24 protein-coding genes are annotated in these 24071 nt (G+C 63.5%); 17 read left to right on the top strand and 7 right to left on the bottom strand.

What is annotated here, in order from left to right:
- Positions 1 to 28 precede the first annotated feature (28 nt).
- A complete protein-coding gene (locus tag IEY62_RS05130) occupies positions 29 to 763 on the top strand; it encodes a hypothetical protein (RefSeq protein ID WP_189014641.1) in 735 nt (244 codons plus the stop codon).
- Positions 764 to 822: 59 nt separating this feature from the next.
- On the opposite strand, the gene IEY62_RS05125 is transcribed toward IEY62_RS05130, so the two are convergent.
- From IEY62_RS05125 to IEY62_RS05115, 3 genes are read right to left on the bottom strand one after another with little or no spacing between them, the layout of a single operon-like run.
- On the bottom strand, positions 823 to 1434 hold the full coding sequence (locus IEY62_RS05125) for a TetR/AcrR family transcriptional regulator (protein ID WP_189014639.1): 612 nt from the start codon (positions 1432 to 1434) through the stop codon (positions 823 to 825).
- Entirely contained in the window at positions 1431 to 2174 is a 744-nt protein-coding gene (locus IEY62_RS05120) for an ABC transporter permease (protein ID WP_229785138.1), read from the bottom strand. The genes IEY62_RS05125 and IEY62_RS05120 overlap by 4 nt, the downstream gene beginning before the upstream one ends.
- An 8-nt stretch (positions 2175 to 2182) precedes the next feature.
- Positions 2183 to 2962, bottom strand: coding sequence for an ABC transporter ATP-binding protein (locus tag IEY62_RS05115; protein WP_189014635.1), 780 nt, complete (start codon positions 2960 to 2962; stop codon positions 2183 to 2185).
- A gap of 188 nt (positions 2963 to 3150) precedes the next feature.
- Here IEY62_RS05115 and IEY62_RS05110 point away from each other — a divergent pair, with 188 nt between their 5' ends.
- From IEY62_RS05110 to IEY62_RS05100, 3 genes are all read left to right on the top strand, one after another.
- Positions 3151 to 3375 (top strand): hypothetical protein, encoded by a 225-nt coding sequence (locus IEY62_RS05110; RefSeq protein WP_189015682.1) that lies wholly within the window; start codon positions 3151 to 3153, stop codon positions 3373 to 3375.
- A gap of 217 nt (positions 3376 to 3592) precedes the next feature.
- On the top strand, positions 3593 to 5404 hold the full coding sequence (locus tag IEY62_RS05105; RefSeq protein WP_189014633.1) for a proline--tRNA ligase: 1812 nt from the start codon (positions 3593 to 3595) through the stop codon (positions 5402 to 5404).
- On the top strand, positions 5401 to 6195 hold the full coding sequence (locus IEY62_RS05100) for a sulfite exporter TauE/SafE family protein (RefSeq protein ID WP_189014631.1): 795 nt from the start codon (positions 5401 to 5403) through the stop codon (positions 6193 to 6195). Before IEY62_RS05105 ends, IEY62_RS05100 begins: the two co-directional genes overlap by 4 nt.
- A 14-nt stretch (positions 6196 to 6209) precedes the next feature.
- Here the strand turns inward: IEY62_RS05100 and IEY62_RS05095 are convergent, their stop codons facing one another.
- The 3 genes from IEY62_RS05095 to IEY62_RS05085 all read right to left on the bottom strand — a co-directional run bounded on the left by IEY62_RS05095 (position 6210) and on the right by IEY62_RS05085 (position 9183).
- The gene (locus tag IEY62_RS05095) at positions 6210 to 7214 is read right to left on the bottom strand and encodes an aminoglycoside phosphotransferase family protein (RefSeq protein ID WP_189015680.1); all 1005 of its coding nucleotides are present in this window, start codon (positions 7212 to 7214) and stop codon (positions 6210 to 6212) included.
- Between the two features lie 49 nt (positions 7215 to 7263).
- Positions 7264 to 7992, bottom strand: coding sequence for a VIT1/CCC1 transporter family protein (locus IEY62_RS05090; protein ID WP_189014629.1), 729 nt, complete (start codon positions 7990 to 7992; stop codon positions 7264 to 7266).
- A gap of 66 nt (positions 7993 to 8058) precedes the next feature.
- Positions 8059 to 9183: a DUF4439 domain-containing protein gene (locus tag IEY62_RS05085; protein WP_229785087.1), complete on the bottom strand. Its 1125-nt coding sequence runs from the start codon at positions 9181 to 9183 to the stop codon at positions 8059 to 8061.
- Between the two features lie 105 nt (positions 9184 to 9288).
- Here IEY62_RS05085 and IEY62_RS05080 point away from each other — a divergent pair, with 105 nt between their 5' ends.
- From IEY62_RS05080 to IEY62_RS05055, 6 genes are all read left to right on the top strand, one after another.
- Positions 9289 to 9900, top strand: coding sequence for a ribosome maturation factor RimP (locus tag IEY62_RS05080; RefSeq protein ID WP_189014625.1), 612 nt, complete (start codon positions 9289 to 9291; stop codon positions 9898 to 9900).
- Positions 9900 to 10880 carry a transcription termination factor NusA gene (gene nusA, locus IEY62_RS05075; RefSeq protein WP_018779040.1) on the top strand — a complete coding sequence of 327 codons (981 nt, stop codon included), beginning with the start codon at positions 9900 to 9902 and terminating at the stop codon, positions 10878 to 10880. Before IEY62_RS05080 ends, nusA begins: the two co-directional genes overlap by 1 nt.
- Positions 10881 to 11074: 194 nt before the next feature.
- Positions 11075 to 11416 (top strand): YlxR family protein, encoded by a 342-nt coding sequence (locus IEY62_RS05070; protein ID WP_189014623.1) that lies wholly within the window; start codon positions 11075 to 11077, stop codon positions 11414 to 11416.
- Positions 11417 to 11568: 152 nt separating this feature from the next.
- Positions 11569 to 14409: a translation initiation factor IF-2 gene (gene infB / locus IEY62_RS05065; protein ID WP_189014621.1), complete on the top strand. Its 2841-nt coding sequence runs from the start codon at positions 11569 to 11571 to the stop codon at positions 14407 to 14409.
- A gap of 78 nt (positions 14410 to 14487) precedes the next feature.
- Positions 14488 to 14991 carry a 30S ribosome-binding factor RbfA gene (gene rbfA / locus IEY62_RS05060; RefSeq protein WP_189014619.1) on the top strand — a complete coding sequence of 168 codons (504 nt, stop codon included), beginning with the start codon at positions 14488 to 14490 and terminating at the stop codon, positions 14989 to 14991.
- Positions 14992 to 15077: 86 nt separating this feature from the next.
- Positions 15078 to 15560 carry a nucleoside deaminase gene (locus IEY62_RS05055; protein WP_189014616.1) on the top strand — a complete coding sequence of 161 codons (483 nt, stop codon included), beginning with the start codon at positions 15078 to 15080 and terminating at the stop codon, positions 15558 to 15560.
- Positions 15561 to 15600: 40 nt separating this feature from the next.
- On the opposite strand, the gene IEY62_RS05050 is transcribed toward IEY62_RS05055, so the two are convergent.
- Entirely contained in the window at positions 15601 to 16755 is a 1155-nt protein-coding gene (locus IEY62_RS05050) for a pyridoxal phosphate-dependent aminotransferase (protein WP_189014614.1), read from the bottom strand.
- 34 nt (positions 16756 to 16789) lie between these two features.
- On the opposite strand from IEY62_RS05050, the gene truB reads away from it, so the two are divergent.
- The 7 genes from truB (at position 16790) to IEY62_RS05015 (ending at position 23974) form a co-directional block, all read left to right on the top strand.
- Positions 16790 to 17743: a tRNA pseudouridine(55) synthase TruB gene (gene truB / locus IEY62_RS05045; RefSeq protein WP_189014612.1), complete on the top strand. Its 954-nt coding sequence runs from the start codon at positions 16790 to 16792 to the stop codon at positions 17741 to 17743.
- A 2-nt stretch (positions 17744 to 17745) separates the two neighbouring features.
- Entirely contained in the window at positions 17746 to 18099 is a 354-nt protein-coding gene (locus IEY62_RS05040; protein WP_189014610.1) for a hypothetical protein, read from the top strand.
- Positions 18100 to 18119: 20 nt separating this feature from the next.
- The gene (locus IEY62_RS05035; RefSeq protein WP_229785085.1) at positions 18120 to 18554 is read left to right on the top strand and encodes a hypothetical protein; all 435 of its coding nucleotides are present in this window, start codon (positions 18120 to 18122) and stop codon (positions 18552 to 18554) included.
- 88 nt (positions 18555 to 18642) lie between these two features.
- A complete protein-coding gene (locus IEY62_RS05030; RefSeq protein WP_189014606.1) occupies positions 18643 to 19626 on the top strand; it encodes a bifunctional riboflavin kinase/FAD synthetase in 984 nt (327 codons plus the stop codon).
- Between the two features lie 159 nt (positions 19627 to 19785).
- Entirely contained in the window at positions 19786 to 20055 is a 270-nt protein-coding gene (rpsO, locus tag IEY62_RS05025; RefSeq protein WP_039240590.1) for a 30S ribosomal protein S15, read from the top strand.
- A gap of 241 nt (positions 20056 to 20296) precedes the next feature.
- On the top strand, positions 20297 to 22549 hold the full coding sequence (locus tag IEY62_RS05020) for a polyribonucleotide nucleotidyltransferase (RefSeq protein WP_189014604.1): 2253 nt from the start codon (positions 20297 to 20299) through the stop codon (positions 22547 to 22549).
- Positions 22550 to 22630: 81 nt separating this feature from the next.
- Positions 22631 to 23974 carry a M16 family metallopeptidase gene (locus tag IEY62_RS05015; RefSeq protein WP_189014602.1) on the top strand — a complete coding sequence of 448 codons (1344 nt, stop codon included), beginning with the start codon at positions 22631 to 22633 and terminating at the stop codon, positions 23972 to 23974.
- Positions 23975 to 24071 lie beyond the last annotated feature (97 nt).

Raw genomic sequence — 24071 nt, 5'->3', positions numbered from 1 at the left:
ACATCACTCGAACTTCCCTGGGGAACAAATGAATAAGAATGCGCTGCGCGGTTTTGCCGTGTCAGGACTGTTGGCCATGGGCCTCACCGCATGCGGCGGTGCCGGTACTTCCACGGACGCCGCGTCCGCTCCGGCCAGCGAAACTGCGACACCCACGCCGTCAGAGGTCGAATTCCGCACGTACTCGAAGGCGGAGCTGACAAAGATCGTTGGCGACGTCCGTGACGGTAAAGGGACCCGCCTTATGGTGATGCCGGATGACCGCTTGGCCGACACCCTGAAGCAAGTGAAAGACCTCTTGGCAAACAGCGTCATTGAGCCCGCGGCCTGCACGAGCTTCCTGACTGGTGGGGGTGTCCAAATGGAAGAGGGCGCCACCATGAGCATCGGTGCTTCCGCCAGTTCAACTGCCGAGACGGCTCAACTCCTGTCCTTGTTCTCCGGAGCCTCGGAGGAAAAGGTCAAAGCGGTTGCCGAAAACAGTGCGAAGGATCTTGCTGCCTGTGGCGACATCCAGATGACAGTCATGGGAGAGGTGGTTCATGCAAGCGTCAAGGCGCTGCCGACCTCTGCCAAGACTTCGGGCGCCATCGCTTATCACAGCACTGCCGCCGGTACGGCCGGAACACAGGAACAGCTGTTCGTCAGCGCGGTCAAGAGTGGAGTTGTCCTGGTGGCACAGTCGACCGGTACGAAGGTCATGGACTCAGACCTTCCCAAGCTTGAAGCGATGCTTGACCAGGCTGCAGAGCTCGTCAAGTAGCACCCAACTGTGTAGCAGTACATGCCGTTATGAGCCGTCATAACGGCATGTACTGCTACCTACTTGGGGGAGTCCAGTTCCCCGGTGAGGTAGCGCTGGATGTTCGGTGCCACCAAGCGGACCACCTCCTCCTGCTTCGCCGAGGCAAGCGGCTGCAGCCGGATCACGTACCGCACCAGCATGAGTCCCACCACTTGCGTTGCCACGAGGGTGCCCCGCAAGCGGACCTCGTCGGCCGACCCCGGCAGCCCGGCCATGATCCGGGGGAGCACTGCCCGGTTGACCATCTCACGGATAAGCGCCGTCTTGGCCTTGGAACCGATGGTTCCGCGGGCGAAAGCTACCAAGGCGTGTTGGGCCGGACCTTCCCACAGCTCCAGTACTGTACGGACGAGGGCTTCGGCCCGCTCCTCCGGCTCCGCGTTTTCGACGCCGGCCAGCAGGCCGGCAGGGTCGGCCGGCAATGCGACACTGGCTGCGAACAACTCGTCTTTTCCTTTGAAGAAGTGGTGCACCATGGCCGGATCGACCGAGGCCTCCCGCGCCACCTGGCGAAGACTTGTCCCTTCGAATCCCTGCTCTGCGAAAAGCCCGCGCGCTGCTGCAAGGATCGCTTCCCTGGAGTGGTCGCCCGGACTTCGCCGGCCGCGCCGCAGCTGCGGAACGCTCATCGCGTTTGTCGCCTCAGGGTCAGCGAGGCCAGGACCAGGACGCCCACCACGATCAGTCCCATCACAAGAGCGTCCTGCCACATGGTCGCGGTGGCTTCGGAGTTGCCCGCGATCTCCTTCAAGGCATCCACGGAGAACGTCAGCGGAAGGACGCCTGAAATGTTGTCCAGGGCCTGGTTCATGTGCTCCCTGGCCACAAAAAGTCCACACAGCAGGATCTGTGGAACCACTACCACGGGCATGAACTGCACGGCCTGGAATTCCGTCCGGGCAAACGCCGAACACAGCAGCCCCAGGGCGACACCCAGTACGGCGTTGATCACGGCGATCAGTACCACCAATGCCGGGCTTCCCTTGATGTCCAGGTTGAAGATCCAGTACGCCACGGCAGTGGCCACCAGGGATTGCAAGGCGGCCATGATGGAGAAGGCCAGTGCATAGCCGAACAACAGATCGGCTTTGTGGATGGGGGTGGTGAGCAGCCGTTCCAAGGTCCCGGACGTGCGTTCGCGCAGCATGGTGATGGACGTCACCAGGAACATCACCACGAACGGGAAGATGGCCAGCATCATCAGTCCCACGCGATCGAACGTGCGGGTTGCCCCAGGCGGCAGACTTTCATTCTCGTAGAGGAAATAGACGGCCGTCAGGAGGAGGGCCGGGACCACGAGGATCAGTGCCACGCTTCGGTGGTCGTGCCGAAGCTGGTCCAGAACCCGGGTGGTGGTGGCGAGGGTCATTCGAAGGTTCATGACGACGCCACCTGGCTTTCCTGCTGTCCGCGCTCAGCGGCCTTGATGATGGTCAGGAATGCCCGCTCGAGGTCTTCGCTGCCGCCGCGCTCGGCCAGTTCCGCCGGCGTGAGCTGGGCCAACAGCAGTCCTTCCCTCAGGAGCAGCAAGCTGGAGCAATGGGACGCTTCCTCCATGACGTGGCTGGAGACCAGCAGGGTTGTCCCCGCAGCAGCCATGGCGGCAAACCGCTCCCACAGTTCGGCCCGAAGTACGGGATCCAACCCGACGGTTGGTTCGTCCAGGACCAGCAATTTCGGGTGCGCCACGAGCGCGCAGGCCAACGAAACACGGCTGAATTGGCCACCTGACAGGTCAGCTGCCTTCTGCCGGGCAAAACCTTGAAGTCCGACGGCGGCAATCGCCTCGGCGACATCGGCCGCCGTCGCGTGGTGCATGGCGCCAAAATAGCGGACGTTCGCTTCGACGCTGAGGTCGCCGTAGACGCTGGCGCCCTGGGTGACATATCCGACGTCGCGCCTTAACGGAGCGCTGCCTGCCGGCAGTCCGAGGACGGTCACGGATCCCTGCGTGATCCGCTGGACCCCGACGACGGCGCGCATGAGCGTCGTCTTGCCGCTGCCGGAGGGGCCCAAAAGCCCGGCAATCCGGCCAGGCTCGACTGTGAAATCCAGGCCGTGGAGTACTTTGGTCCGCCCCAAGGCAACGTGGAGTCCCGTGGCCGAGATGGCCGCAGGGGCGGCAGGAGGAGCGGCATGGCGGGCAGTGTGCGACATGATGGCCTCAGAAGATGAGTAATTCACCAAGTGATGAATTAAAAGTAAGTCTGATGACCGGTAGTGGTCAATGGCCCTGCTTATCCATCGAAAGTACAAAAATCCTTGACCGATGTGTCGTCGATCACATAGGTTCATCCCTAACCGTGTCGTTGGGGCGCGGGTGATTATTGAGGGGAATCGTGACAATGGCAGTTGGCGTTGATCTTTCCAAAGCACTCGACAAGGCGTACGAGGACAAGACCCTGAAGGAAATTTTGGATGCATCTCCGGCCGCGTTGGCAGGTGTTACGGATGCCACGGCAAAGGCCTTGAAGGATTCCCTGGGTATCGACACCATCCGCGAGCTCGGCAGCAATAAGTACTTCGCAGTCGCAGGCGTACTCGTCGCCCTGGAGGGCAAGACCAGGTAGTCCACGGAGAAAGCCCGCGGCCGGCCGGCCGTTGAGCCACGCCATTGCAGGATGACCAGCCCATAGCGGCCAGGGGCTTCCGCTCGCGACGGCGTGGCTCTTCCGTGTGCGGAGCGGGCAGGCCCGCAAAGCCGTCCGTTCAAGGCCCACGGCCGTCAGCCGGTAGATTAGTACGCAGTTGTTTTGCCACATCTGCCAAAGAAACGGATACGTACCCGTGGTCCTTCGCCTTTCCCAGTTATTCCTGCGCACCCTGCGTGAAGATCCCGTCGACGCCGAGGTCGCCAGTCACAAGCTCCTGGTCCGCGCCGGCTATATCCGCCGCGCCGCTCCCGGCATCTACACCTGGCTTCCACTGGGCCTGAGCGTCCTGCGCAAGGTTGAGGAAATCATCCGCCAGGAAATGGCTGCGATCGGGGCCCAGGAAGTCCATTTCCCGGCATTGCTGCCGCGTGAACCCTACGAGGCCACCAACCGCTGGACCGAGTACGGCGAGGGTCTGTTCCGCCTCCAGGACCGTAAGGGCGCCGACTACCTTCTTGCCCCCACGCACGAGGAAATGTTCACCCTGCTGGTCAAGGACCTCTACTCGTCCTACAAGGACCTGCCGCTCAGCCTCTACCAGATCCAGAACAAGTACCGCGATGAAGCCCGTCCCCGGGCCGGACTCCTCCGCGGGCGCGAGTTCATCATGAAGGATTCCTACTCCTTCGACGTTGACGACGCCGGCCTGGACGCCAGCTACGCCGCCCATCGTGCTGCGTACTTGAAGATCTTCGAGCGCCTGGGCTTGGAAGTGATCCCAGTCGCCGCCACCGCCGGTGCCATGGGTGGCTCCAAGAGCGAGGAATTCCTGTTCCCCACCGACATCGGCGAAGACACCTTCGTTCGCTCGGCCGGCGGCTACTACGCCAACGTGGAAGCCGTCACCACGGTTGTCCCGGTGGACATGGACTTCACCAACGCTCCTGCAGCCGAAGTCCTGGACACGCCCAACACACCCACCATCGATACCCTGGTGGCCGCAGCGAACCAGCTGGCTCCGCGCAGTGAGGCCGACGGCGGCGCCTGGACTGCCGCCGACACCCTCAAGAACGTGGTCCTTGCCGTGACGCTGCCCACCGGTGAGCGCCAGATCGTTGTTATCGGCGTCCCGGGGGACCGGGCCGTTGACCTGAAGCGGGTGGAAGCCAACATCGGATCCCACCTGCCCATCGCCGGAGAAATCGGCCTTGAAGCTGCCAACGAAGAGGATCTCAAGAAGCTGCCGTGGCTCGTCAAGGGCTACATCGGTCCCGGGCTGTCCCTGGATCAGCCCGTGCTGGGCCTGGAAGGCACTTCCAAGGTGCTGTTCCTGGTTGATCCGCGTGTTGTTTCCGGCACCCGCTGGGTCACCGGTGCCAATGCCGAAGGCAAGCACGTCTTCGGCCTGGTGGCCGGCCGCGACTTCACCTGGGACGGCGTCATCGAGAGCACCGAAGTGCGTGCGGGCGACCCCGCCCCCGACGGCTCGGGACCCTTGGAGACGGCACGTGGTATCGAGATGGGCCACATCTTCCAGCTTGGCCGCAAATACGCCGAAGCCCTGGACCTGAAGGTCCTTGACCAGAATGGCAAGCAGGTAGTGGTCACCATGGGCTCCTACGGCGTTGGTGTCACGCGCGCCGTGGCAGCCCTGGCCGAAGCCAACCACGACGACCGCGGCATCGTGTGGCCGCGCTCGGTTGCTCCGGCCGACGTCCACGTGGTGGCGGTTGGCCGCGGCGACGACATCTTCGAAGCTGCCGAGAAGCTCTCCAACGAGCTCGAGGCAGCAGGCCTGGAGGTCATTTTCGATGACCGTCCCAAGGTTTCGCCCGGCGTGAAGTTCGGCGATGCCGAGCTCGTGGGCGTTCCCACCATCCTGGCGGTTGGCCGCGGACTCGTGGACGGCGTCGTGGAGATCAAGGACCGCCGCAGCGGTGACGCCGAGAACATCCCGGTGGACAAGGCAGTGGACTACGTGGTCAACGCCGTACGTTCCCGGTGATTTCGGGTTTCGAATCAATCCAGCTCACCACGATCATCCTGATTGTGGTGGCTGGATTCGCAGCCGGCTGGATCGATGCAGTGGTTGGTGGCGGGGGGCTGATCCAGCTCCCCGCCCTGCTGCTGGTACCCGGCATCACCCCTGTCCAGGCACTGGCGACCAACAAGATGGGCTCCATCTTCGGGACTACCACCAGCGCGGTGACGTACTACCGCCGGGTGGGTCCGGACCTCAAAACCGCGATTCCGATGGCAGTGATTGCGTTGGCGGGAAGCTTCGGCGGCGCCATCCTGGCGGCGTCCCTGCCGGCAAGTGTCTTCAAACCGATCATCGTAGTGGCGCTGATCGCCGTCGCGATTTTTACCGCCTTGCGTCCCGGTGCAGGCGAGCTGACTGCATTGCGACATGATGGCCACAAGCACTATGTGGTGGCCTGCCTTATCGGCGCCGTCATTGGTTTTTACGACGGCCTGATCGGCCCGGGCACGGGATCGTTCCTGGTCATTGCCCTGGTTTCGGCCATGGGCTACGCCTTCCTGGAAGCAAGCGCCAAGGCGAAGATCGTGAACATGGCAACCAACGCCGGCGCGTTGATTTTCTTCCTTCCCCATGGCTCGCTGCTGTGGGGCGTGGGCCTGGTGCTGGGTCTGGCCAACATGGCAGGCGGCTATCTGGGTGCCAGGACCGCCGTGGCGAGGGGGAGCAGGTTCGTGCGCCTCGTCTTCCTGATGGTGGTTGCCGCGCTGATCGTCAAACTGGGCGTGGACGTCTGGAACGAGAACTTCGCCTAGGAGTACCCGGGCCGTCAGCTCTTGAGTTCGCCCGGTTCCGGAAGGTCGTGGGCCCGGGGCAGGTGGTCCAGGGTCCGGCCCGCCATGGTGCTCGCGACCCAGAGGGACCGGGCGAGGTCTCCGCCGTGTCCGGGCTTTGCGGCGTACCACAAAGCGTTTTCGACTTCGCGGGCGATGCTCCACTGTTCCGCGACCCCGGCGTCCAGGCCGGCTGCAATGCTGAAGTCGCGGCACCGCTCGCGCAGGGCCTCTTCAGGGTCCGCCCGGGAGAGGTCGGAGATACGGTTCCACAGGATCGGGGCGACAGCGAATTCGGCCTCGCCGATCTGCGGCTGCGGATCGATGGCAAGGTAGCTTCCGCGCAACTGCTGGTCTTCTGTGGTGGCCAGGATGTTCATGAAGTGCAGATCCGTGTGGACCAGCACGTCCTTGCTTGAACGTCGACCCACGGCTCCGCGTGTTTGGCACACTTCAAGGGCCGCCTCCAACAGCCACCGTGGAAAGGGCTGGTCGAGGCGTTCCCATTCTGCGGGCAATTCGTCGCTCCAACGCTCCGCAGTCGCGGCGATATGATCGAACGCTTGCCATTCACGTCCCTCGCCAGGCTGTATGGAGAGCTCCCGCACAATGCGCCCCCATGCGTCCACGGCCTGCTCCATTGGCGCGTCCTGAAGCCACCGGGAGGCATTCAACCGTTCCAACAGCATGGAGCAACCGGCGGCGTCGGAAGCCAGGATCCGGACGGCCCCACGGCCGTCCCAGAGTGCCAAGGCGTGGCGCTCGACTTTTGCTTCGTCGTGCGGGAACGCAATCTTCAGGGCTGCGGGCGAGCCGTCTTGCCGGACGGGCACCACCAGGGCGCCGTGGCCGTTCCACGGCTCGGCCCCGGGCGCCAGGTCCACGGTGAGACCCCAGCGATCCAGGGCATCGGAAATGAGGCCGGGCAGGCTTGCCAGCCAGTCCCGGCCCGCTGAGTCACGGTTATAACGGGCGTGCAGATCGCCCGGAACAGGAATCATCGCGTGAAGGGCCACGCGAACAGCCTAACTCTGAGGGAATGTGCGGCCCCTAGAAAACGCCGCTGGCGCCCAAGAGCGTTCCGATGGAGAACGTCGCAGCCAAGGCCAGCGCTCCACCAAGAACCACACGGACCGCAGCCCTGACGCGGGAAGCTCCGCCGATCCAGGCCCCAATGGCTCCGGTGATGGCCAAGGCCACAAGCACAGCAACGAATGTCAGGGGTACACGCATCTCTGCGGGCGGGAGGAGGATTGCCAGCATCGGAAGCACTGCCCCCAAGGTGAACGCCACGGCCGAGGCCAAGGCTGCATTCCAGGGGCTCACGATGTCGTTTTCGTGAATGTTCAGTTCGGCGGACAGGTGGGCAGCCAAGGCATCGTGCTCGGTCAGTTCCTCGGCAACAGTCCTGGCCGTCTTGGCGCTGAGCCCCTTGGACTCGTAGATCGCGGCAAGTTCGTTAAGTTCATCTTCGGGTTGCTCGGCGAGTTCCCGGCGTTCCTTTTCGATCAGGGCTTTCTGGGTGTCGCTCTGGCTGCTGACGGAAACGTATTCGCCCAAAGCCATGGAGATGGCCCCGCCCACCAAACCCGCTGTTCCGGCAGCCAGGATGCTGCCGGTGTTGGTGGTGGCACCGGCCACGCCCACCACGATCGCGGCGACTGACACGATTCCGTCATTGGCGCCCAGCACCCCGGCCCGCAACCAGTTCAGCCGGTGGGCCAGATCGTCCCGGTGCGGTTCATTGTCATGGGTGGTGGCAGTTTCCGTTGAAGCCATGCCCCTAGCCAAGCACCAGTGGACGGCCTTTGCCAGCATGGCTAGGCTCGCCTATCCACCGGTGCCTTATCTGTCAGCGGATGGCGTGGCAGGAGGGGAAGCGGCGCCCGCCGCCGGCAGCGGTGGCAACCCCTCGGCGTCGAGCTTGAGACCCGGCAGGGCCGGAAGAGCGGCACCCCAGGCAAGGCTCCTGCGGGCCGCCGCCAGAAGGCCGTCCACAGCCCATCCGCGGGTCTCACCGGTGGACAAAGCCACAAGGTCCCCCAAGCCCGGCAACGAGGACGTTTCCAGGGCGGCGAGGGCCGCAGCGGGATCCTTCGCAAACAGATCGGGAAGCTGATAGCCGGCCGTTGAAACGGGTACGTCTCCGCAGTTGGCCCGGGTCAGCGCTTCTGCCTGCCGGAGCAAGAGCACGTGCACTTCCAGGTCTCTTGCCGCAGCGGTGCCGGCACTGTTGTCCAGCCTTTTGAGGGCGACCTGGTAGGCGTACACCGCCTCTTGTTGCGAACGGACTGCCGCAGCAAGAGCAGCATCGGTCGTAGCCGACGAGGGCTCCGGTGTGGGGCTGACTGAGGGACAAGCCGCCGCGGTTGGCGTGGCCGCCGGAACCGTCGAAGGAAGCGGAGCCTTGCTGTCGGCCGAGGGGTCCCCGGGCAACGGCAATTGCCACTGGGCGGCGAGTGTCTCAGCCCGGAGCAGTTGGGCGGTACCGACGGACGCCAACAGGCGGGCAATCCCGCCGTCGGCTTCGCGGGCAGCCGCCAGGCGTTTCCGGCCACTCACAGCGAGCTCTTCCAGCAGGGAAGCACGTGTTGCCGGTGTGGCGGATGTGGTGTTTGTTGCTGGTGTGGCCGGAGGAGTGGGATGGGTGGAGACTGCGCCGGTGGCATCTTCGGGAACCATCAGTGCCCGCGTGTGGGTTGTCAGCAATGTCACAAGATCGCCAAGCCCCGGGATTTTGGCGCTCTGCCCGTCCGCTGCGGAGAGGGCTTGAGCTGATTCGAGCAAACCCACGGTCTCTTTCGAGGCATCCGTGAGGGCCGCTTCGGAGAAGGAAACGGGTGGAGGAGTCCCGGAATCGCGCGGAATCAGCACCATGCCCGTGCCCGCCACCAACAAGGCCACCACGGCAACCAGCAGGACCCGCCCCCAGACTGGTGTTCGTCGTTTTTCGCTTGTTTGCCCCTTCACAACACACCATGGTGTCACGCGGGCGGGCAACTCCGTGCACCATGTTCCCGGGATAATCGTTAGGCTAGTAGTCACAACAACATCTATCGGGAGGCGGCGGGCAACGTGAGTGACTCGGAAGCCACGACTTCAACAGACCGTTCTGAATCGAACTCAACGGCCACCATCCACAACCCGGAAGAGAGCAGGCTCAAAGCGCTGCTCGAACCGGCTGTCCTCGCCAGCAGGCTCTACCTCGAGGATGTTTCCATCCACGTTGCCGGATCGCACCGCACTGTCCACGTCGTCGTGGACCTTCCCCAGGAAGAAACCGGTGGTGTCAGTCTTGACGCCATCGCGGAGGTCTCCCGGGGCCTGTCGGATATTCTGGACAACGATCCCCACGATGACGGACGTCCGTACGACCTCGAGGTTTCCTCGCCGGGAGTAGGGCGCCCGCTGACCGAACCCCGTCATTGGCACCGCGCCCGTGGCCGCATGGTGCGGGTCAACGTCATGCAGGGAGAGAACGTCCTGGGACGCATTACCTCCGTTGGTGAGAACGAGGTGACGATCATTCCCGAGCATGAAGTCAAGAAGGGCATGAAGCCCAAGCAGGGCGACCCCATCACTATTCCTTTCGACAGGATCCGCCATGGAAAAGTCGAGATTGAATTCAGCCACCTCCACGAGGCTGCGCTGGAAGACGAGCACAACGGACCTTCCGAGGAGGCCTAATGGATATTGACATGAGCGCACTGAGACTCCTGGAGCGTGAGCGTGAAATCCCGCTGGATCTCCTGATTCCCACCATCGAGCAAGCCCTGCTGGTGGCCTACCACAAGACGCCCGGCGCCTTTGAGAAGGCCCGCGCAGAGCTGGACCGCAAGAGCGGACACGTGACCATCTGGGCCACTGAGATTGATGACGACGGCGAGCCCATCGGCGAGTTCGAAGACACCCCGGCCGGCTTCGGCCGCATCGCAGCGAGTACCGCACGCCAGATCATCCTGCAGCGCCTCCGTGACGTTGAGGACGACAACGTGCTGGGCGAGTTCAAGGGCCGTGAGGGTGAGCTCGTTGCCGGAATGATCCAGCAGGGCAACAACCCGCACATGATCCAGGTCAACCTCGGCACCGTGGAAGCTTTGCTTCCCCCGCCCGAACAGGTTCCCGGTGAAAAGTACCTGCACGGAAGCCGCCTGCGCGCCTTCGTCGTGGATGTCCACCGCGGCGCCAAAGGTCCGTCCATCACGCTTTCCCGGTCGCATCCCGGCCTGGTCCGCAAGCTCTTCGAAATGGAAGTTCCGGAGATCGCGGACCATTCCGTGGAGATCGTGGCGCTGGCCCGGGAAGCCGGCCACCGCACCAAGATTGCCGTGAAGGCGAACATCCCCGGCGTCAACGCCAAGGGCGCCTGCATCGGTGAAATGGGTTCGCGCGTCCGCGCTGTCATGACCGAGCTGAACGACGAGAAGATCGATATCGTCGACTTCAGCGAGGATCCGGCAACCTTCATCGCGAACTCCCTGTCGCCGTCGCGGGTGAATTCGGTCACAATCACTGACGAGGCAACGCGTTCGGCCCGCGTCGTTGTGCCGGACTACCAGCTTTCGCTGGCGATCGGCAAAGAAGGCCAGAATGCGCGGCTCGCAGCCAAGCTGACGGGATGGCGGATCGATATCGTTTCGGACGCAGCCCCGGCCAAATCCGAATAACGGCAGAACCGGCGGCTCCGGACGCTGCTTTCGCGCCGCCCTCCCTGACTTCTGGTTTCAGGAGTCAGGGGCCGGGGGGCTAGACTAGATGGAACCGGGCTTACGTCCGGTATCCGCGCGCTTTGGCGTGCCTCGGCTGCATCTGCAGGATCGGGGCCGTCGGCGCCAGTAACGTAAGGCAGGTTGGACGCGTCGTGGCTGAACTGCTCGAACACGGCCATGGGCCTGTTCGTACGTGCATCGGATGCCGGAAGCAAGGCTCCCGGTCCGAGCTTGTCCGGCTGGTCGCCCAGGGCAGCGGTTCAACCGCTGTCCTCGTCGATGTTCGACGCCGGATGGCCGGCAGGGGTGCGTGGCTTCACCCCACCGAAAAGTGCCTGGCATTGGCGATCAAGCGTCGCGCTTTCGGAAGGGCCCTCGCGGGCGCTACTGAAACCGACGCCATCGAACGCTACCTGATGCCGGGTACGCCACTTGTGGAGGCCCCGGCAGCCGCAGGAAAACCGTCCAAACCTGAAAGCGGGTCAGAAAACTGATGGAAACCCGATGAGTTCCCAGCGATGAGTGCGTAACGATGACAACTTTGTTGCGCTCTGCAATGGGCCTTTCAATCGCGCAAGCGTCAAAGGCCCGCAGTAAGAAGTAGACGGTTCGTGCCTGGCTCGGTGCGGACCGAGACAGGAGAAATGTGGCCAAGGTCCGCGTACATGAGCTCGCTAAAGAGCTCGGTATTACTTCCAAAGATGCAGTAACCAAACTGCAGGAATTGGGCGAATTCGTTCGCTCCGCCTCTTCCACCATTGAGGCCCCCGTCGTGAAGAAGCTTCGCGACGCCTACCCGGGTGCCGGCACTGCAAAGTCCGCCGCTCCGGCGGCAGCCCGTCCCGCAGCATCCCGTCCGGCTGCCCCGGCTCCGGGCCCTGCAGCGCCGAAGGCTCCGGCCCCGGCACCCGCAGCTCCCGCTCCGGCAGCTCCGGCTCCCGCCGCGCCGGCAGCGCCTGCTGCTCCCGCGGCATCAACCCCGGTTTCCGCGAAGCCCGGTGCCCGTCCTGCTCCCAAGGCAGAGACTCCGGCTCCGGCGCGCCAAGGCGGCCAGGCCCCCCGTCCGGGCGGTCCCCGTCCCGGCAACAACCCGTTTGCCACCTCGCAGGGCATGCCCCGCGGCCGTGGTGGCGACGGCGATCGTCCGCCGCGTCCGGGCAACAACCCGTTCGCGCCGTCACAGGGCATGCCCCGTGGCGAACGCCGTAACGACGGCGAACGCCCCGGTGGCCCGCGTCCTGCAGCTGGTGCGGGCGGTCCCCGTCCCGCAGCAGGTACCGGTGGTCCCCGTCCGGGCGCTCCGCGTCCTGGCGCACCCCGTCCGGGCGCTCCGCGTCCTGCCGGCGGTCCCGGTGGCGGAAACCGTCCTACTCCGGGCATGATGCCCAACCGCACTGAGCGTCCGGCTCCGGGTGGCGCAGGCCGTCCCGGTGGCGCAGGCCGTCCGGGTGGCGGACCGGGTCGTCCCGGTGGCGCTCCAGGTTCGGGCACTGGTGGCGGAGCTCCCGCCGGCGGTGGCTTCGGCAAGGGTGGCCGCGGTCGCGGTGGCACCCAGGGTGCCTTCGGCAAGGGCGGTGCCGGTCGTGGCAAGCAGCGCAAGTCGAAGCGTGCAAAGCGCCAGGAACTGGAGCAGATGAGTGCTCCGTCGCTGGGCGGCGTATCAGTACCCCGCGGTGACGGTGAGACCATCATCCGCCTGCGTCGTGGTTCGTCCATCACGGACTTCGCCGAAAAGATCGACGCGAACCCGGCATCGCTGGTAACCGTGCTGTTCCACCTTGGTGAGATGGCCACGGCTACGCAGTCCCTCGACGAGGACACCTTTGGCCTGCTTGGCGCCGAACTTGGCTACAAGCTCCAGGTTGTTTCGCCGGAAGACGAAGAGCGCGAGCTTCTGGACCAGTTCGACATCAACATCCAGGACGAACTCGACGCCGAAGGCGACGACGTCCTTGAGCCCCGCGCACCGGTTGTTACGGTCATGGGTCACGTTGACCACGGTAAGACCCGCCTGTTGGACGCCATCCGCAACTCCAACGTTGTGGCCGGCGAGCACGGTGGCATCACCCAGCACATCGGTGCCTACCAGATCAGCCACGTCCACGAGGGCACTGCCCGCGACATCACCTTCATTGACACCCCCGGTCACGAGGCCTTCACGGCCATGCGTGCACGTGGTGCGAAGGTCACCGACATCGCGATCCTGGTTGTCGCAGCCGACGACGGCGTTATGCCGCAGACGGTGGAAGCACTCAACCACGCACAGGCAGCAAACGTGCCGATCGTTGTCGCTGTGAACAAGATCGACAAGGAAGGCGCCAACCCTGACAAGGTCAAGGGCCAGCTGACCGAGTACGGCCTGGTTCCCGAAGAATACGGTGGCGACACCATGTTCGTTGAGGTCTCTGCACGCCAGAACCTCAACATCGACGAACTGATCGACGCCGTTCTGCTGACGGCCGATGCCGCCCTGGACCTGCGTGCCAACCCGGACAAGGACGCTCGAGGCATTGCCATCGAAGCGAACCTGGACAAGGGCCGCGGTGCTGTTGCTACCGTCCTGGTCCAGTCCGGTACTTTGGCTGTCGGTGACACGATCGTTGCCGGTACGGCCCACGGCCGTGTTCGTGCCATGTTCGACGAGAACGGTGAGGCACTTGATGTCGCACTGCCGTCCCGTCCCGTCCAGGTCCTGGGCCTGTCCAACGTGCCGCGTGCAGGTGACACCTTCCTGGTAACCCCTGACGAGCGTACGGCCCGCCAGATCGCTGAGAAGCGTGAAGCTGCCGACCGCAACGCCGCACTGGCCAAGCGTCGCAAGCGCATCAGCCTGGAAGACTTCGACCAGGCCGTTGCCGAAGGCAAGATCGACACCCTCAACCTCATCCTCAAGGGTGACGTGTCCGGTGCCGTGGAAGCCCTCGAAGATGCCTTGCTCAAGATCGACGTCGGAGACGACGACGTTCAGCTCCGTGTCATCCACCGCGGTGTGGGTGCCATCACGCAGAACGACGTCAACCTCGCCACGGTGGACAACGCCATCATCATCGGCTTCAACGTCAAGCCGGCCGAGCGTGTTGCTGAACTGGCCGACCGCGAAGGCGTGGACATGCGCTTCTACTCGGTCATCTACGCAGCAATCGATGACATTGAGATGGCTCTCAAGGGCATGCTCAAGCCGGAATACGAAGAAGTCCAGCTCGGTACTGCCGAGGTCCGCGAAGTCTTCCGTTCTTCCAAGTTCGGCAACATCGCAGGTTCGATCGTCCGCTCGGGCATCATCCGCCGTAACACCAAGGCACGTGTCACCCGCGACGGCAAGATCATCGGTGACAACCTCACCGTTGAGACGCTCAAGCGTTTCAAGGATGACGCCACTGAAGTCCGCACGGACTTCGAGTGTGGTATCGGTCTTGGCTCCTTCAATGACGTCAGTGAAGGCGACATCATCGAGACCTTCGAAATGCGCGAGAAGCCGCGCGTCTAGGTTCCGTATGGAGCGGGTCCGTCGGGTTGCCCCGGCGGACCCGTTCCGTTCCCCGTTTCTACTTTCCAGGAGGAAGTCATGGCTGATCCCGCACGCGCTGCCAAGCTGGCACAGCGGATCAAGGTGGTCGTCGCCGAGGCCCTCGGGCGCCGGGTCAAGGATCCGCGCGTCGAGTCCATTACGGTCACCGACGCCCGCGTCACCAACGACCTTCAGCACGCCACCATCTACTACACCGTGTTCGGCGATGAAGTAGCGCACGCTGACGCTGCACGTGCCTTGGAGAAGGCAAAGGGTGTGCTCCGGCAGGAAGTTGGCCGCAATATCACGGTCCGGCTCACCCCGACGCTTGAATTCGTGGCAGACCAGATTCCGGTCAACGCCTCGAACCTTGAGGAGTTGCTGCGTGAAGCCAAGCGCCGCGACGCCGAGGTAGCCGCACTGGCTGCAGGCGCCAAGCCCGCAGGCGACGCTGACCCGTACAAGAGTGATTCCCCGGCAGACATCGACGAGGACGACTTCGACGAAGAGGACACCGACCTCATCGGAGACAACGAACTCGACGAAGACGCCAACCGCTGATCCCACGCAGGATTTTGCACAGCTGATGCCCCCAAGAGGCCTTCTTGGGGGCATTTTCTGTATCCGGACTCGCTATGATCGGGAACATGTCTGCGCACAGTGCTCACCAGCGTGATGAATACCTGAACCGGGCCATACAGCTGGCCGTGCAGAACGTTGCCGACGGCGGTGGCCCTTTCGGCGCCGTCGTGGTCACCCCTGACGGGACTGCCCATGAGGGAGTCAACCGGGTGACCAGGGACCACGATCCCACGGCCCATGCGGAAGTTGTGGCGATCCGCCGGGCCGCGGCAGCAATCGGCAAGTTCGATCTTTCCGGGTCGGTGCTCTACGCCAGCTGCGAGCCTTGTCCGCTGTGCCTGTCAGCCACGCTCTGGGCCAGGATAGGGCGGGTCTACTTCGCCGCTGACAGGCACGGAGCCGCGCGGGCAGGTTTCGACGATGCCGTGTTCTACGAGTACTTCAGCGGCTCCCGGCCTGAACTCCTCCCGGTTGAGCAAGCCGTTCTCGTGGCGTCCGATCAGCCTTTCGAGGCCTGGCGGAACCACGTCCGGCGGACCGCGTACTAGGACGCGACGTCCCCGGACGCACCTGTACGGGCCGGAAGTACTACGCCCGGGCGGGAAGGCGATTGACGCCGTCGAGCAGTCCTTGCTGATTGCCGCAAAGCGCAATCCGTATCCAACCCTCGCCGATGGATCCAAACGCCGTCCCGGGAGCGAAGGATACGCCCGATTCCGCAAGGAATTTTCGAACCCAGGTCCGGACATCCCCGTCGCTGACGTGCGAAACGTCGGCCCATAGGTAGAAGGCGCCCTGCGCACCGAGGAAGGGAATGTTCTTCGACACCAGCACGGCCGAGGCGGCGTCGCGGTTGCTCCGGTAGTGGTCGCGGGCGGTGGAAACGTAGTCTTGTGGGCCCGTCAAGGCGGCCAGGGCTGCGTACTGCGACGGCGACGCAACACACGACACAATCGATTCCATGACGTTGTTCATCTTCTGCTCCAGTCCCGGTGGGCAGATCAGCGCCCCGATACGCAGACCGGTCAAGCCGTACGTTTTGGACAACGTCAGGGACGTGAAAACCCGGGCCTCCCCGGGAACGGTGCTGTCGAAGCGGGCCGGACTGACATGCGGGACGTCGAAGGTGAAGGCTTCATAGCATTCGTCAGAGATGATCCAGAGATCGTGTTTGACCGCCAGGGCAACCAGTTCGCGGGTGGTTTCCTCGCTGATGACGGCGCCGAGCGGATTGGATGGCGAGTTCAGCATCAGTACTTTGGTCCGCGGGGTGATCAGCGCTTCGATGTCCTCGATGTGCGGCTGGAAGTCGTTGTGCGGGTAGAGGGGGTACTGCACCGGCACAGCATGCAGGAGGCGGCTTGTCATGGCGAAGGTGGGGTACCCGGGATTTGGGATGAGGATTTCGTCGCCGGGGGAGAGAAGAAGACTCATGGCGAAATGCAGTCCCTGCTGGGCGCCATCCACCACATACACCCGTTCAGCGCCGATGTTCACCCCTTGCTGTGCGCGGAACCGGGCAGCGAAAGCTTCACGGAGGGCCGGGAACCCGGCATTGGGTGTGTAGTTGGTCTCATCCCTGTCCAGGCAGGCGATGCCTGCCTCCAGGACGTGGCGCGGCAGGGCAAAGCCCGGCTCGCCAATGCTGAGGACGATCGCGCCGGCGGTGGCCCAGGCGGCTTCTGTGATTTCACGGATCTGGTTCACGGGGACGTCGCGGACGTGCGGGGCAAGCGAAGGCATGGGAGTCATCCTAGCCACCCATATACTGGTAAGCGTGCTTTCTGGACTGGTAATCGTTGACAAACCGCAGGGATGGACCAGCCATGATGTGGTTGGCCGGATGCGGCGGCTGGCCGGCACCCGGAAAGTGGGGCATGCGGGGACGCTCGATCCCATGGCCACAGGGGTGCTCGTGCTGGGCATTAACAAAGCAACCCGGCTCCTGACCTACATTGTTGGCACGTCCAAGACGTATACCGCCACCATCAGGCTCGGCGAAACCACCATCACGGACGACGCCGAAGGCGAGGTTACGGAGGCCCGCAGCGCAGCGGATGTCACCGACCACGCCATCGAAGCCGGTGTTGCCGCGCTGACCGGTCCCATCCAGCAGGTGCCCAGCAGCGTCAGCGCCATCAAAGTCAACGGCGAACGTTCCTACGCCCGGGTCCGCTCAGGCGAAGAGGTCAAGCTCGCTGCCCGCCCGGTCACCATCCACCGCTTCGACATCCACGCGGTCACCAGGGTCGACGGCGGCAGGGTAGTTGACGTCGACGTCACCGTGGAATGCTCCTCCGGCACGTACATCAGGGCCTTGGCCCGCGACCTTGGCAACGACTTGGGTGTCGGCGGACACCTCACGGCCCTGCGTCGTACCCAGGTGGGACCGTACTCGATCGACCAGGCGAGGACTTTGGAGGAGCTTGCAGAAGAGCTCGAGGTCCTTGATATGTCCCTGGCCGCACGTGCCCTGATGCCCAACCGGGAACTGAGCGACGAGGAAACCACGGAAATCTCCTTCGGACGCCGCATTGCTGCCGGTCCGGGGGCAGGCACTGCGGATGCTGCCACGGCCGGGAATCCCGCCGCAGCGTTCGCGCCGTCGGGGGAGTTGGTCGCTTTGCTGGCCGACAGTGGAGCCTTTGCCAAACCCGTGTTGGTCTTTGCGCCGGGAACGGGCTCGGGAACGGGCTCTGGAACGGACACGGGAGCAGGGCAGGCAAAGTAGGCATGGACGGATACTTTTACGCACTCCTGATTGTCGGCCTGGTCTCCACCATCATGTGCCTTGTGGCCGGCTTGATGAAGAAAGCCCCGAACGACCCCACGATCTACTCCGTGCTGGCCATCGAAGTTGTCCTGCTGGTGTACCTGGTGGGCTCAATCGTCCGCGTGGCCTTGGGTGAGCAGATTGCCGGGGAGCCCTGGGAGTTCTGGGGTTACCTGATCACGGCACTGATCATCCCGCTCGGCGCCGTGTACTGGGCAATCCTGGAACGGACCCGGTGGAGCAATTTCGTCCTCGCAGCTGTGGGTGTGACGGTATTCGTGATGGGTGCCCGCATGAACCAGATCTGGTACTGACCTTGAAGGAAGAACACAAAGTGACTGGAACCGAGACAAACTCCGCCGGCCAGCAGCCGAAGCAGAAAGACACCCGGAACACCGGTCCGGGGCGCCTGCTGATTGCGGTATACGCGGTGTTCGCCCTGTCAGCGACAGCCCGCGCCGGCTACCAGATTGCCACCAAGTTCGCCGAAGCTCCGTTGGCGCACATCCTCTCGGCGTTTGCCGCCGTCGTCTACATTGTGGCGACCATTTCGTTGGCCAAGCCCGGCCGCACCTGGTTCAAGGTGTCGCTGGCCGCTGTGCTCACGGAACTGGTTGGCGTGCTGGTGGTTGGGGCGATCAGCCTCTTCGATCCGGTGGCCTTCCCGCACGACACCGTGTGGTCGCTGTTTGGCCGGGGGTATGGCTTCGTGCCCCTGTTGCTGCCGATCCTTGGGCTCTTGTGGCTCAACAAGCGCCGTCCGTCCTGAGCCGACAGCCCTTGCGGGTAACCTTAGAATGTTCCGGCGCCGGGAGGTTGCCGGACGGAACGAACATCTGCAGTAAAAGGCGAGGTTGATGGTCCACATCTGGAACGATCCCACCGAGGTCCCCAAGGACTTTGGACCTACCGTTGTCACCATCGGCAATTTTGACGGGGTACATCGGGGCCACCAGCATGTCCTCTCGCAGCTGACGGACACGGCAAAGCGGTACAACATTCCTTCCGTCGCCGTGACCTTTGATCCCCATCCGGCCCAGGTCCACCGGCCGGACGCGGCGCCCGAACTGATCATGGGCCTGCAGGACAAGCTGGAGGCGCTGGGCGACACCGGCGTCGATGCCGTACTGGTCATGAAATACACCCTGGATCTCGCAGCGATGTCACCGGTCGAATTCGTTCGTGACGTCCTGATCGACGGTCTCCATGCGGCGCACGTTGTTGTTGGCCACGATCTGCGGTTCGGTGCCGGGAACGTCGGCGACGTCGTAACAATGCAGGAACTGGGCGAACAGCTGGGCTTCGGCGTGCAGGTGGTCAACGAATACGGTGCGGGCGGCTTCCCGCTCCACCACGACGGCGACGCGGACCGCCGCTGTTCCTCCACCTGGGTGCGGGAGGCCTTGTCCGAAGGCGATGTGGTGACAGCCGCCGCCGTGCTGGGCAGGCCCCACCGGATGCGTGGGGAAGTTGTCCACGGCGCTGCCCGCGGCCGCGATCTCGGATTCCCCACAGCGAATCTTTCCCATGATTCAACGGGCTACATTCCCGCCGACGGCATCTACGCGGGTTGGCTGATCGACCAGTCGGGTACGCGTTGGCCTGCCGCCATATCCGTGGGTTCCAACCCCACCTTTGATGGCGTCAGCCGCCAGGTCGAAGCACACGTGATCGACCGCCCGGAGGAAAATGTGGAGGACTTCGACCTTTACGGGCAGACCGTCGCGGTCGAATTCACCCGGCGCCTGCGGGGCATGGTGGCCTACCGCGGACCTGAAGCCCTGGTGGAACAAATGTGCCTGGATGTAGCCCAGGCCCGCGAGCTCCTCGCCCCGCGCTAGGGGTGTTTCGACAACACTGCTGACCTGCCGGTAAACTGATGAGTGGATCCGGCCGCAGTCCGTGGCAGCTGGACCTGTTTTTGTGTGCGGCAACGCATGCAGGGCAACCCGTCAGCGAGGCGCTGCATCGGGAAGCACGGCACAACTCTAGGAGTTCACGTGGCACTTGAAGCCGCTGTAAAGCAGTCCATCATCAAGGAATACGCAACCTCTGAAGGCGACACCGGTTCGCCCGAGGTCCAGGTTGCAGTCCTGACCCAGCGGATCAAGGATCTGACTGAGCACATGAAGGAGCACAAGCACGACTTCCACACCCAGCGCGGTTTGCTGGCCATGGTCGGTCGTCGTAAGCGCATGCTTTCCTACCTGAAGAACACTGACATCGCCCGCTACCGTTCGCTCATCGAGCGTCTCGGCCTGCGCCGCTAGTCTGCCTTTAGGGGCGGCCCGCGCCCTTGCAGGACGGGCCGCCTTCTTCACCAACAACTAAAAACAGGAATCAACCGCATCGCGCATTCGCGGTCCTCGGTAGTGATTCCCGGGAGGGCCATCTGTGATGATGGCGCCCGTGGATCTCGATCGATGACCGGGTGTAGTACAGGCCAGGAAAAAAGAAGAGGCCTGGGTTGATGCGGTGGACTTCCGCTAACAGAAACGGAGGTGACTCTCTATGGAGGGTCCCGAAATCCAGTTCTCCGAAGCCATCATCGACAACGGCCGTTTTGGAAAGCGCGTCATTCGCTTCGAAACAGGCCGCCTTGCCAAGCAGGCAGCCGGCGCATCGATGGTCTACATCGACGAAGACACCGCACTGCTCTCCGCAACCACCGCAGGCAAGCAGCCGCGCGAAGGTTTCGACTTCTTCCCGCTGACCGTGGATGTCGAAGAGCGCATGTACGCTGCCGGCCGTATCCCGGGTTCGTTCTTCCGCCGCGAAGGCCGTCCTTCCACCGAAGCCATCCTGGCTTGCCGCCTGATGGACCGCCCGCTTCGCCCGGCATTCGTCAAGGGCCTGCGCAACGAGGTCCAGATCGTCGTCACCGTCCTGGCGATCAACCCCGATGAGCTGTACGACGTCGTTGCGATCAACGCATCCTCGATGTCCACCCAGCTTTCCGGTCTCCCGTTCTCCGGCCCGATCGGTGGCGTCCGCGTTGCCCTCATCGCCGACGAGCAGGGTTCGCAGTGGGTTGCTTTCCCCAAGCACTCGCAGCTCGAAAACGCTGTCTTCAACATGGTTGTCGCCGGCCGCATTGCCGGGGACGACGTCGCCATCATGATGGTTGAAGCCGAAGCCACGGACAACTCCTGGAACCTCATCAAGGAACAGGGCGCAACCGCTCCCACCGAAGAGGTTGTTTCCGAGGGCCTCGAGGCTGCCAAGCCGTTCATCAAGGCACTCTGTGAAGCACAGGCAGACCTGGCAGCCCGCGCCGCCAAGCCCACGGTGGAGTTCCCGGTCTTCCTGGACTACCAGGACGACGTTTACGCCGCTGTTGAAGCCGCAGCTGCCGACAAGCTGGCTGCTGTCTTCCAGATCGCCGACAAGCAGGACCGCGACAACGCCTCCGACGAACTCAAGGACGAAGTCCTTGGGGAACTTGCCGGCCAGTTCGAAGGCCGCGAGAAGGAACTGTCCGCGGCATTCCGCTCGGTCACCAAGCACGTCGTGCGCCAGCGCATCCTCAAGGACCAGGTCCGTATCGACGGCCGTGGCCTGACGGACATCCGCCAGCTGACGGCTGAGGTCGAGGTTCTTCCCCGCGTTCACGGTTCCGCCATCTTCGAACGCGGCGAGACCCAGATCATGGGTGTCACCACGCTGAACATGCTCAAGATGGAACAGCAGATCGACTCGTTGTCGCCGGTAACGCGCAAGCGCTACATGCACAACTACAACTTCCCGCCGTACTCCACCGGTGAAACCGGCCGCGTTGGTTCCCCCAAGCGCCGCGAAATCGGCCACGGTGCCCTTGCCGAGCGCGCCCTGGTTCCGGTTCTGCCCAGCCGGGAAGAATTCCCCTACGCCATCCGCCAGGTATCCGAAGCACTCGGATCCAACGGTTCCACCTCCATGGGTTCGGTCTGCGCTTCGACGCTCTCCATGCTCAACGCTGGTGTGCCGCTGAAGGCAGCCGTCGCCGGTATCGCCATGGGCCTGGTTTCCGACCAGGTTGACGGCCAGACCCGCTACGCAGCCCTGACCGACATCCTCGGCGCCGAAGACGCTTTCGGTGACATGGACTTCAAGGTTGCCGGTACTTCCGAGTTCGTCACGGCCATCCAGCTGGACACCAAGCTGGACGGCATCCCCGCGTCCGTGCTGGCAGCAGCACTGAAGCAGGCCCGCGAAGCACGCCTCCACATCCTCGAGGTCATCAACGCCGCGATTGACACCCCGGATGAGCTCTCCGAGTTCGCACCGCGCGTCATCGCCGTGAAGATCCCCGTGGACAAGATCGGCGAGGTCATTGGCCCCAAGGGCAAGATGATCAACCAGATCCAGGAAGACACGGGCGCGGACATCTCCATCGAGGATGACGGCACGGTCTACATCGGCGCCACCAATGGTCCGTCTGCAGATGCAGCACGTTCGGCCATCAACGCCATCGCCAACCCGCAGGTACCGGAAATCGGTGAGCGCTACCTGGGAACGGTCGTCAAGACCACTACCTTCGGCGCCTTCGTTTCCCTTACTCCGGGCAAGGACGGCCTGCTGCACATCTCCGAGCTCCGCAAGCTGGCCAACGGCAAGCGCGTGGACAACGTCGATGACGTCGTTTCCGTGGGCCAGAAGGTCCAGGTTGAGATCACCAAGATCGACGACCGCGGAAAGCTCTCCCTCTCGCCGGTTGTTGCCGATGAAGAAGGCGCAGCTTCCGAGGACGCTCCGGCCGAGGCCGCAGAAGCTTCCGCAGAGTAGTCTGTAAGCAGTACACCCGGCAGGGCCGGTGGGCTTGAAAAAGCTCCACCGGCCCTTCCGGCCTTAACCCGAAAGGCTTTAATGACTGTCGTACCCTTGCCGTTGGAGCAAACTCTTCCTGGCGGCGAATTGATCCATGGTGCCGAGGGCGGTTCCGTTGTCCGGCGTTCCGTTCTTCCTGGCGGCGTCCGCGTGCTGACCGAGGCAATGCCGGGCCAGCGATCGGCCACCATTGGATTCTGGGTGGCAGTCGGTTCCCGTGATGAGGCAGAAGGCCAGCACGGATCAACACACTTCCTTGAGCACCTGTTGTTCAAGGGCACCAAACGCCGCACAGCCTTGGAAATTGCCTCGGCGTTTGACGAGGTAGGCGGCGAGTCCAATGCTGCGACGGCGAAGGAAAGCACCTGCTACTTTGCCCGGGTGCTGGACACCGATCTCCCCATGGCCATCGATGTCATCGCTGACATGATCACGGGCGCGGTCCTGGACCCTGCGGAACTGGAGCAGGAGCGCGACGTTATCCTCGAGGAAATCGCCATGGACAGCGATGACCCCACGGATGTAGCCCATGAGAAGTTTGTGGCCGCCGTGCTGGGTGAGCACCCGCTGGCCCGCCCCATCGGTGGAACTCCTGAAGCCATTAAAGCCGTGGCACGCGATTCCGTATGGGAGCACTACCAGCGCTACTACCGGCCGGAAGAGTTGGTCATTACCGCTGCGGGTGGATTGGACCACGACGTCGTCTGCGGGCTTGTTCTCGACGCCCTGACCGCTGCCGGCTGGCAGCTTGACGCCGATGCCGCTCCGGTGGACCGGCGTGGGACTGGCAGGGCGGTCATTGCCGGAACATCGGGCCTGCACGTGGTGAAGCGTCCTGTGGAACAAGCGAACATCATCATGGGCTGCCCCACGATTGTCGCCACCGATGATCGCCGTTTTGTCATGAGTGTTCTCAACGCCGTTCTCGGTGGGGGCATGTCCTCGCGGCTATTCCAGGAGATCCGGGAAAAGCGCGGTTTGGTCTACTCGACGTACTCGTTCACGGCCGCCTACGCCGATGCCGGATACTTCGGGATGTACGCCGGTTGCACGCCTTCCAAGGTCCGCCAGGTCGTGGAGTTGCTGGGTGTGGAGCTGGACAAGCTGGCTGAGGATGGCATCACCGAGGACGAGCTCCGGAAAGCAGTCGGACAGCTCAGCGGCGGGATTGTTTTGGCCCTTGAGGATACGGGTTCCCGGATGTCCCGGCTGGGCCGGGCAGAGCTGGTCTCCGGTGAGTTCCAGGATATCGACGAGACATTGGCCCGCATCCAGGCTGTCACCGTCGAAGAGGTCCGGGACCTTGCCCGGGAACTGGCCGGGGCTCCCCGAACCATCACGGTTGTTGGACCCTTCGAGGAATCGGAGACTTTCGGTCTCTGAACCGGTCCTTCCTCCAAATCCGCAGTCTCTGGACGCAGGCGCCATCAACGAGGCAGCATGATCTCACAAGGTGATGCTGCCCCGTTGACTTTGGAGA

Source organism: Paenarthrobacter histidinolovorans, assembly GCF_014647595.1.
In the GTDB taxonomy this organism is placed as follows: Bacteria; Actinomycetota; Actinomycetes; order Actinomycetales; family Micrococcaceae; genus Arthrobacter; species Arthrobacter histidinolovorans.
This window is presented reverse-complemented; position numbering and strand designations above follow the sequence as displayed.

Coding starts and splice junctions, on each gene's coding strand:
- rbfA (WP_189014619.1), top strand. CDS start 14,488: ATGGCTGATCCCGCACGCGCTGCCAAGCTGGCACAGCGGATCAAGGTG.
- IEY62_RS05050 (WP_189014614.1), bottom strand. CDS start 16,755: ATGCCTTCGCTTGCCCCGCACGTCCGCGACGTCCCCGTGAACCAGATC.
- IEY62_RS05055 (WP_189014616.1), top strand. CDS start 15,078: ATGTCTGCGCACAGTGCTCACCAGCGTGATGAATACCTGAACCGGGCC.
- IEY62_RS05040 (WP_189014610.1), top strand. CDS start 17,746: ATGGACGGATACTTTTACGCACTCCTGATTGTCGGCCTGGTCTCCACC.
- IEY62_RS05125 (WP_189014639.1), bottom strand. CDS start 1,434: ATGAGCGTTCCGCAGCTGCGGCGCGGCCGGCGAAGTCCGGGCGACCAC.
- IEY62_RS05015 (WP_189014602.1), top strand. CDS start 22,631: ATGACTGTCGTACCCTTGCCGTTGGAGCAAACTCTTCCTGGCGGCGAA.
- IEY62_RS05130 (WP_189014641.1), top strand. CDS start 29: ATGAATAAGAATGCGCTGCGCGGTTTTGCCGTGTCAGGACTGTTGGCC.
- IEY62_RS05090 (WP_189014629.1), bottom strand. CDS start 7,992: ATGGCTTCAACGGAAACTGCCACCACCCATGACAATGAACCGCACCGG.
- IEY62_RS05020 (WP_189014604.1), top strand. CDS start 20,297: ATGGAGGGTCCCGAAATCCAGTTCTCCGAAGCCATCATCGACAACGGC.
- IEY62_RS05120 (WP_229785138.1), bottom strand. CDS start 2,174: ATGACCCTCGCCACCACCACCCGGGTTCTGGACCAGCTTCGGCACGAC.
- IEY62_RS05095 (WP_189015680.1), bottom strand. CDS start 7,214: ATGATTCCTGTTCCGGGCGATCTGCACGCCCGTTATAACCGTGACTCA.
- IEY62_RS05115 (WP_189014635.1), bottom strand. CDS start 2,962: ATGTCGCACACTGCCCGCCATGCCGCTCCTCCTGCCGCCCCTGCGGCC.
- IEY62_RS05110 (WP_189015682.1), top strand. CDS start 3,151: ATGGCAGTTGGCGTTGATCTTTCCAAAGCACTCGACAAGGCGTACGAG.
- nusA (WP_018779040.1), top strand. CDS start 9,900: ATGGATATTGACATGAGCGCACTGAGACTCCTGGAGCGTGAGCGTGAA.
- IEY62_RS05030 (WP_189014606.1), top strand. CDS start 18,643: ATGGTCCACATCTGGAACGATCCCACCGAGGTCCCCAAGGACTTTGGA.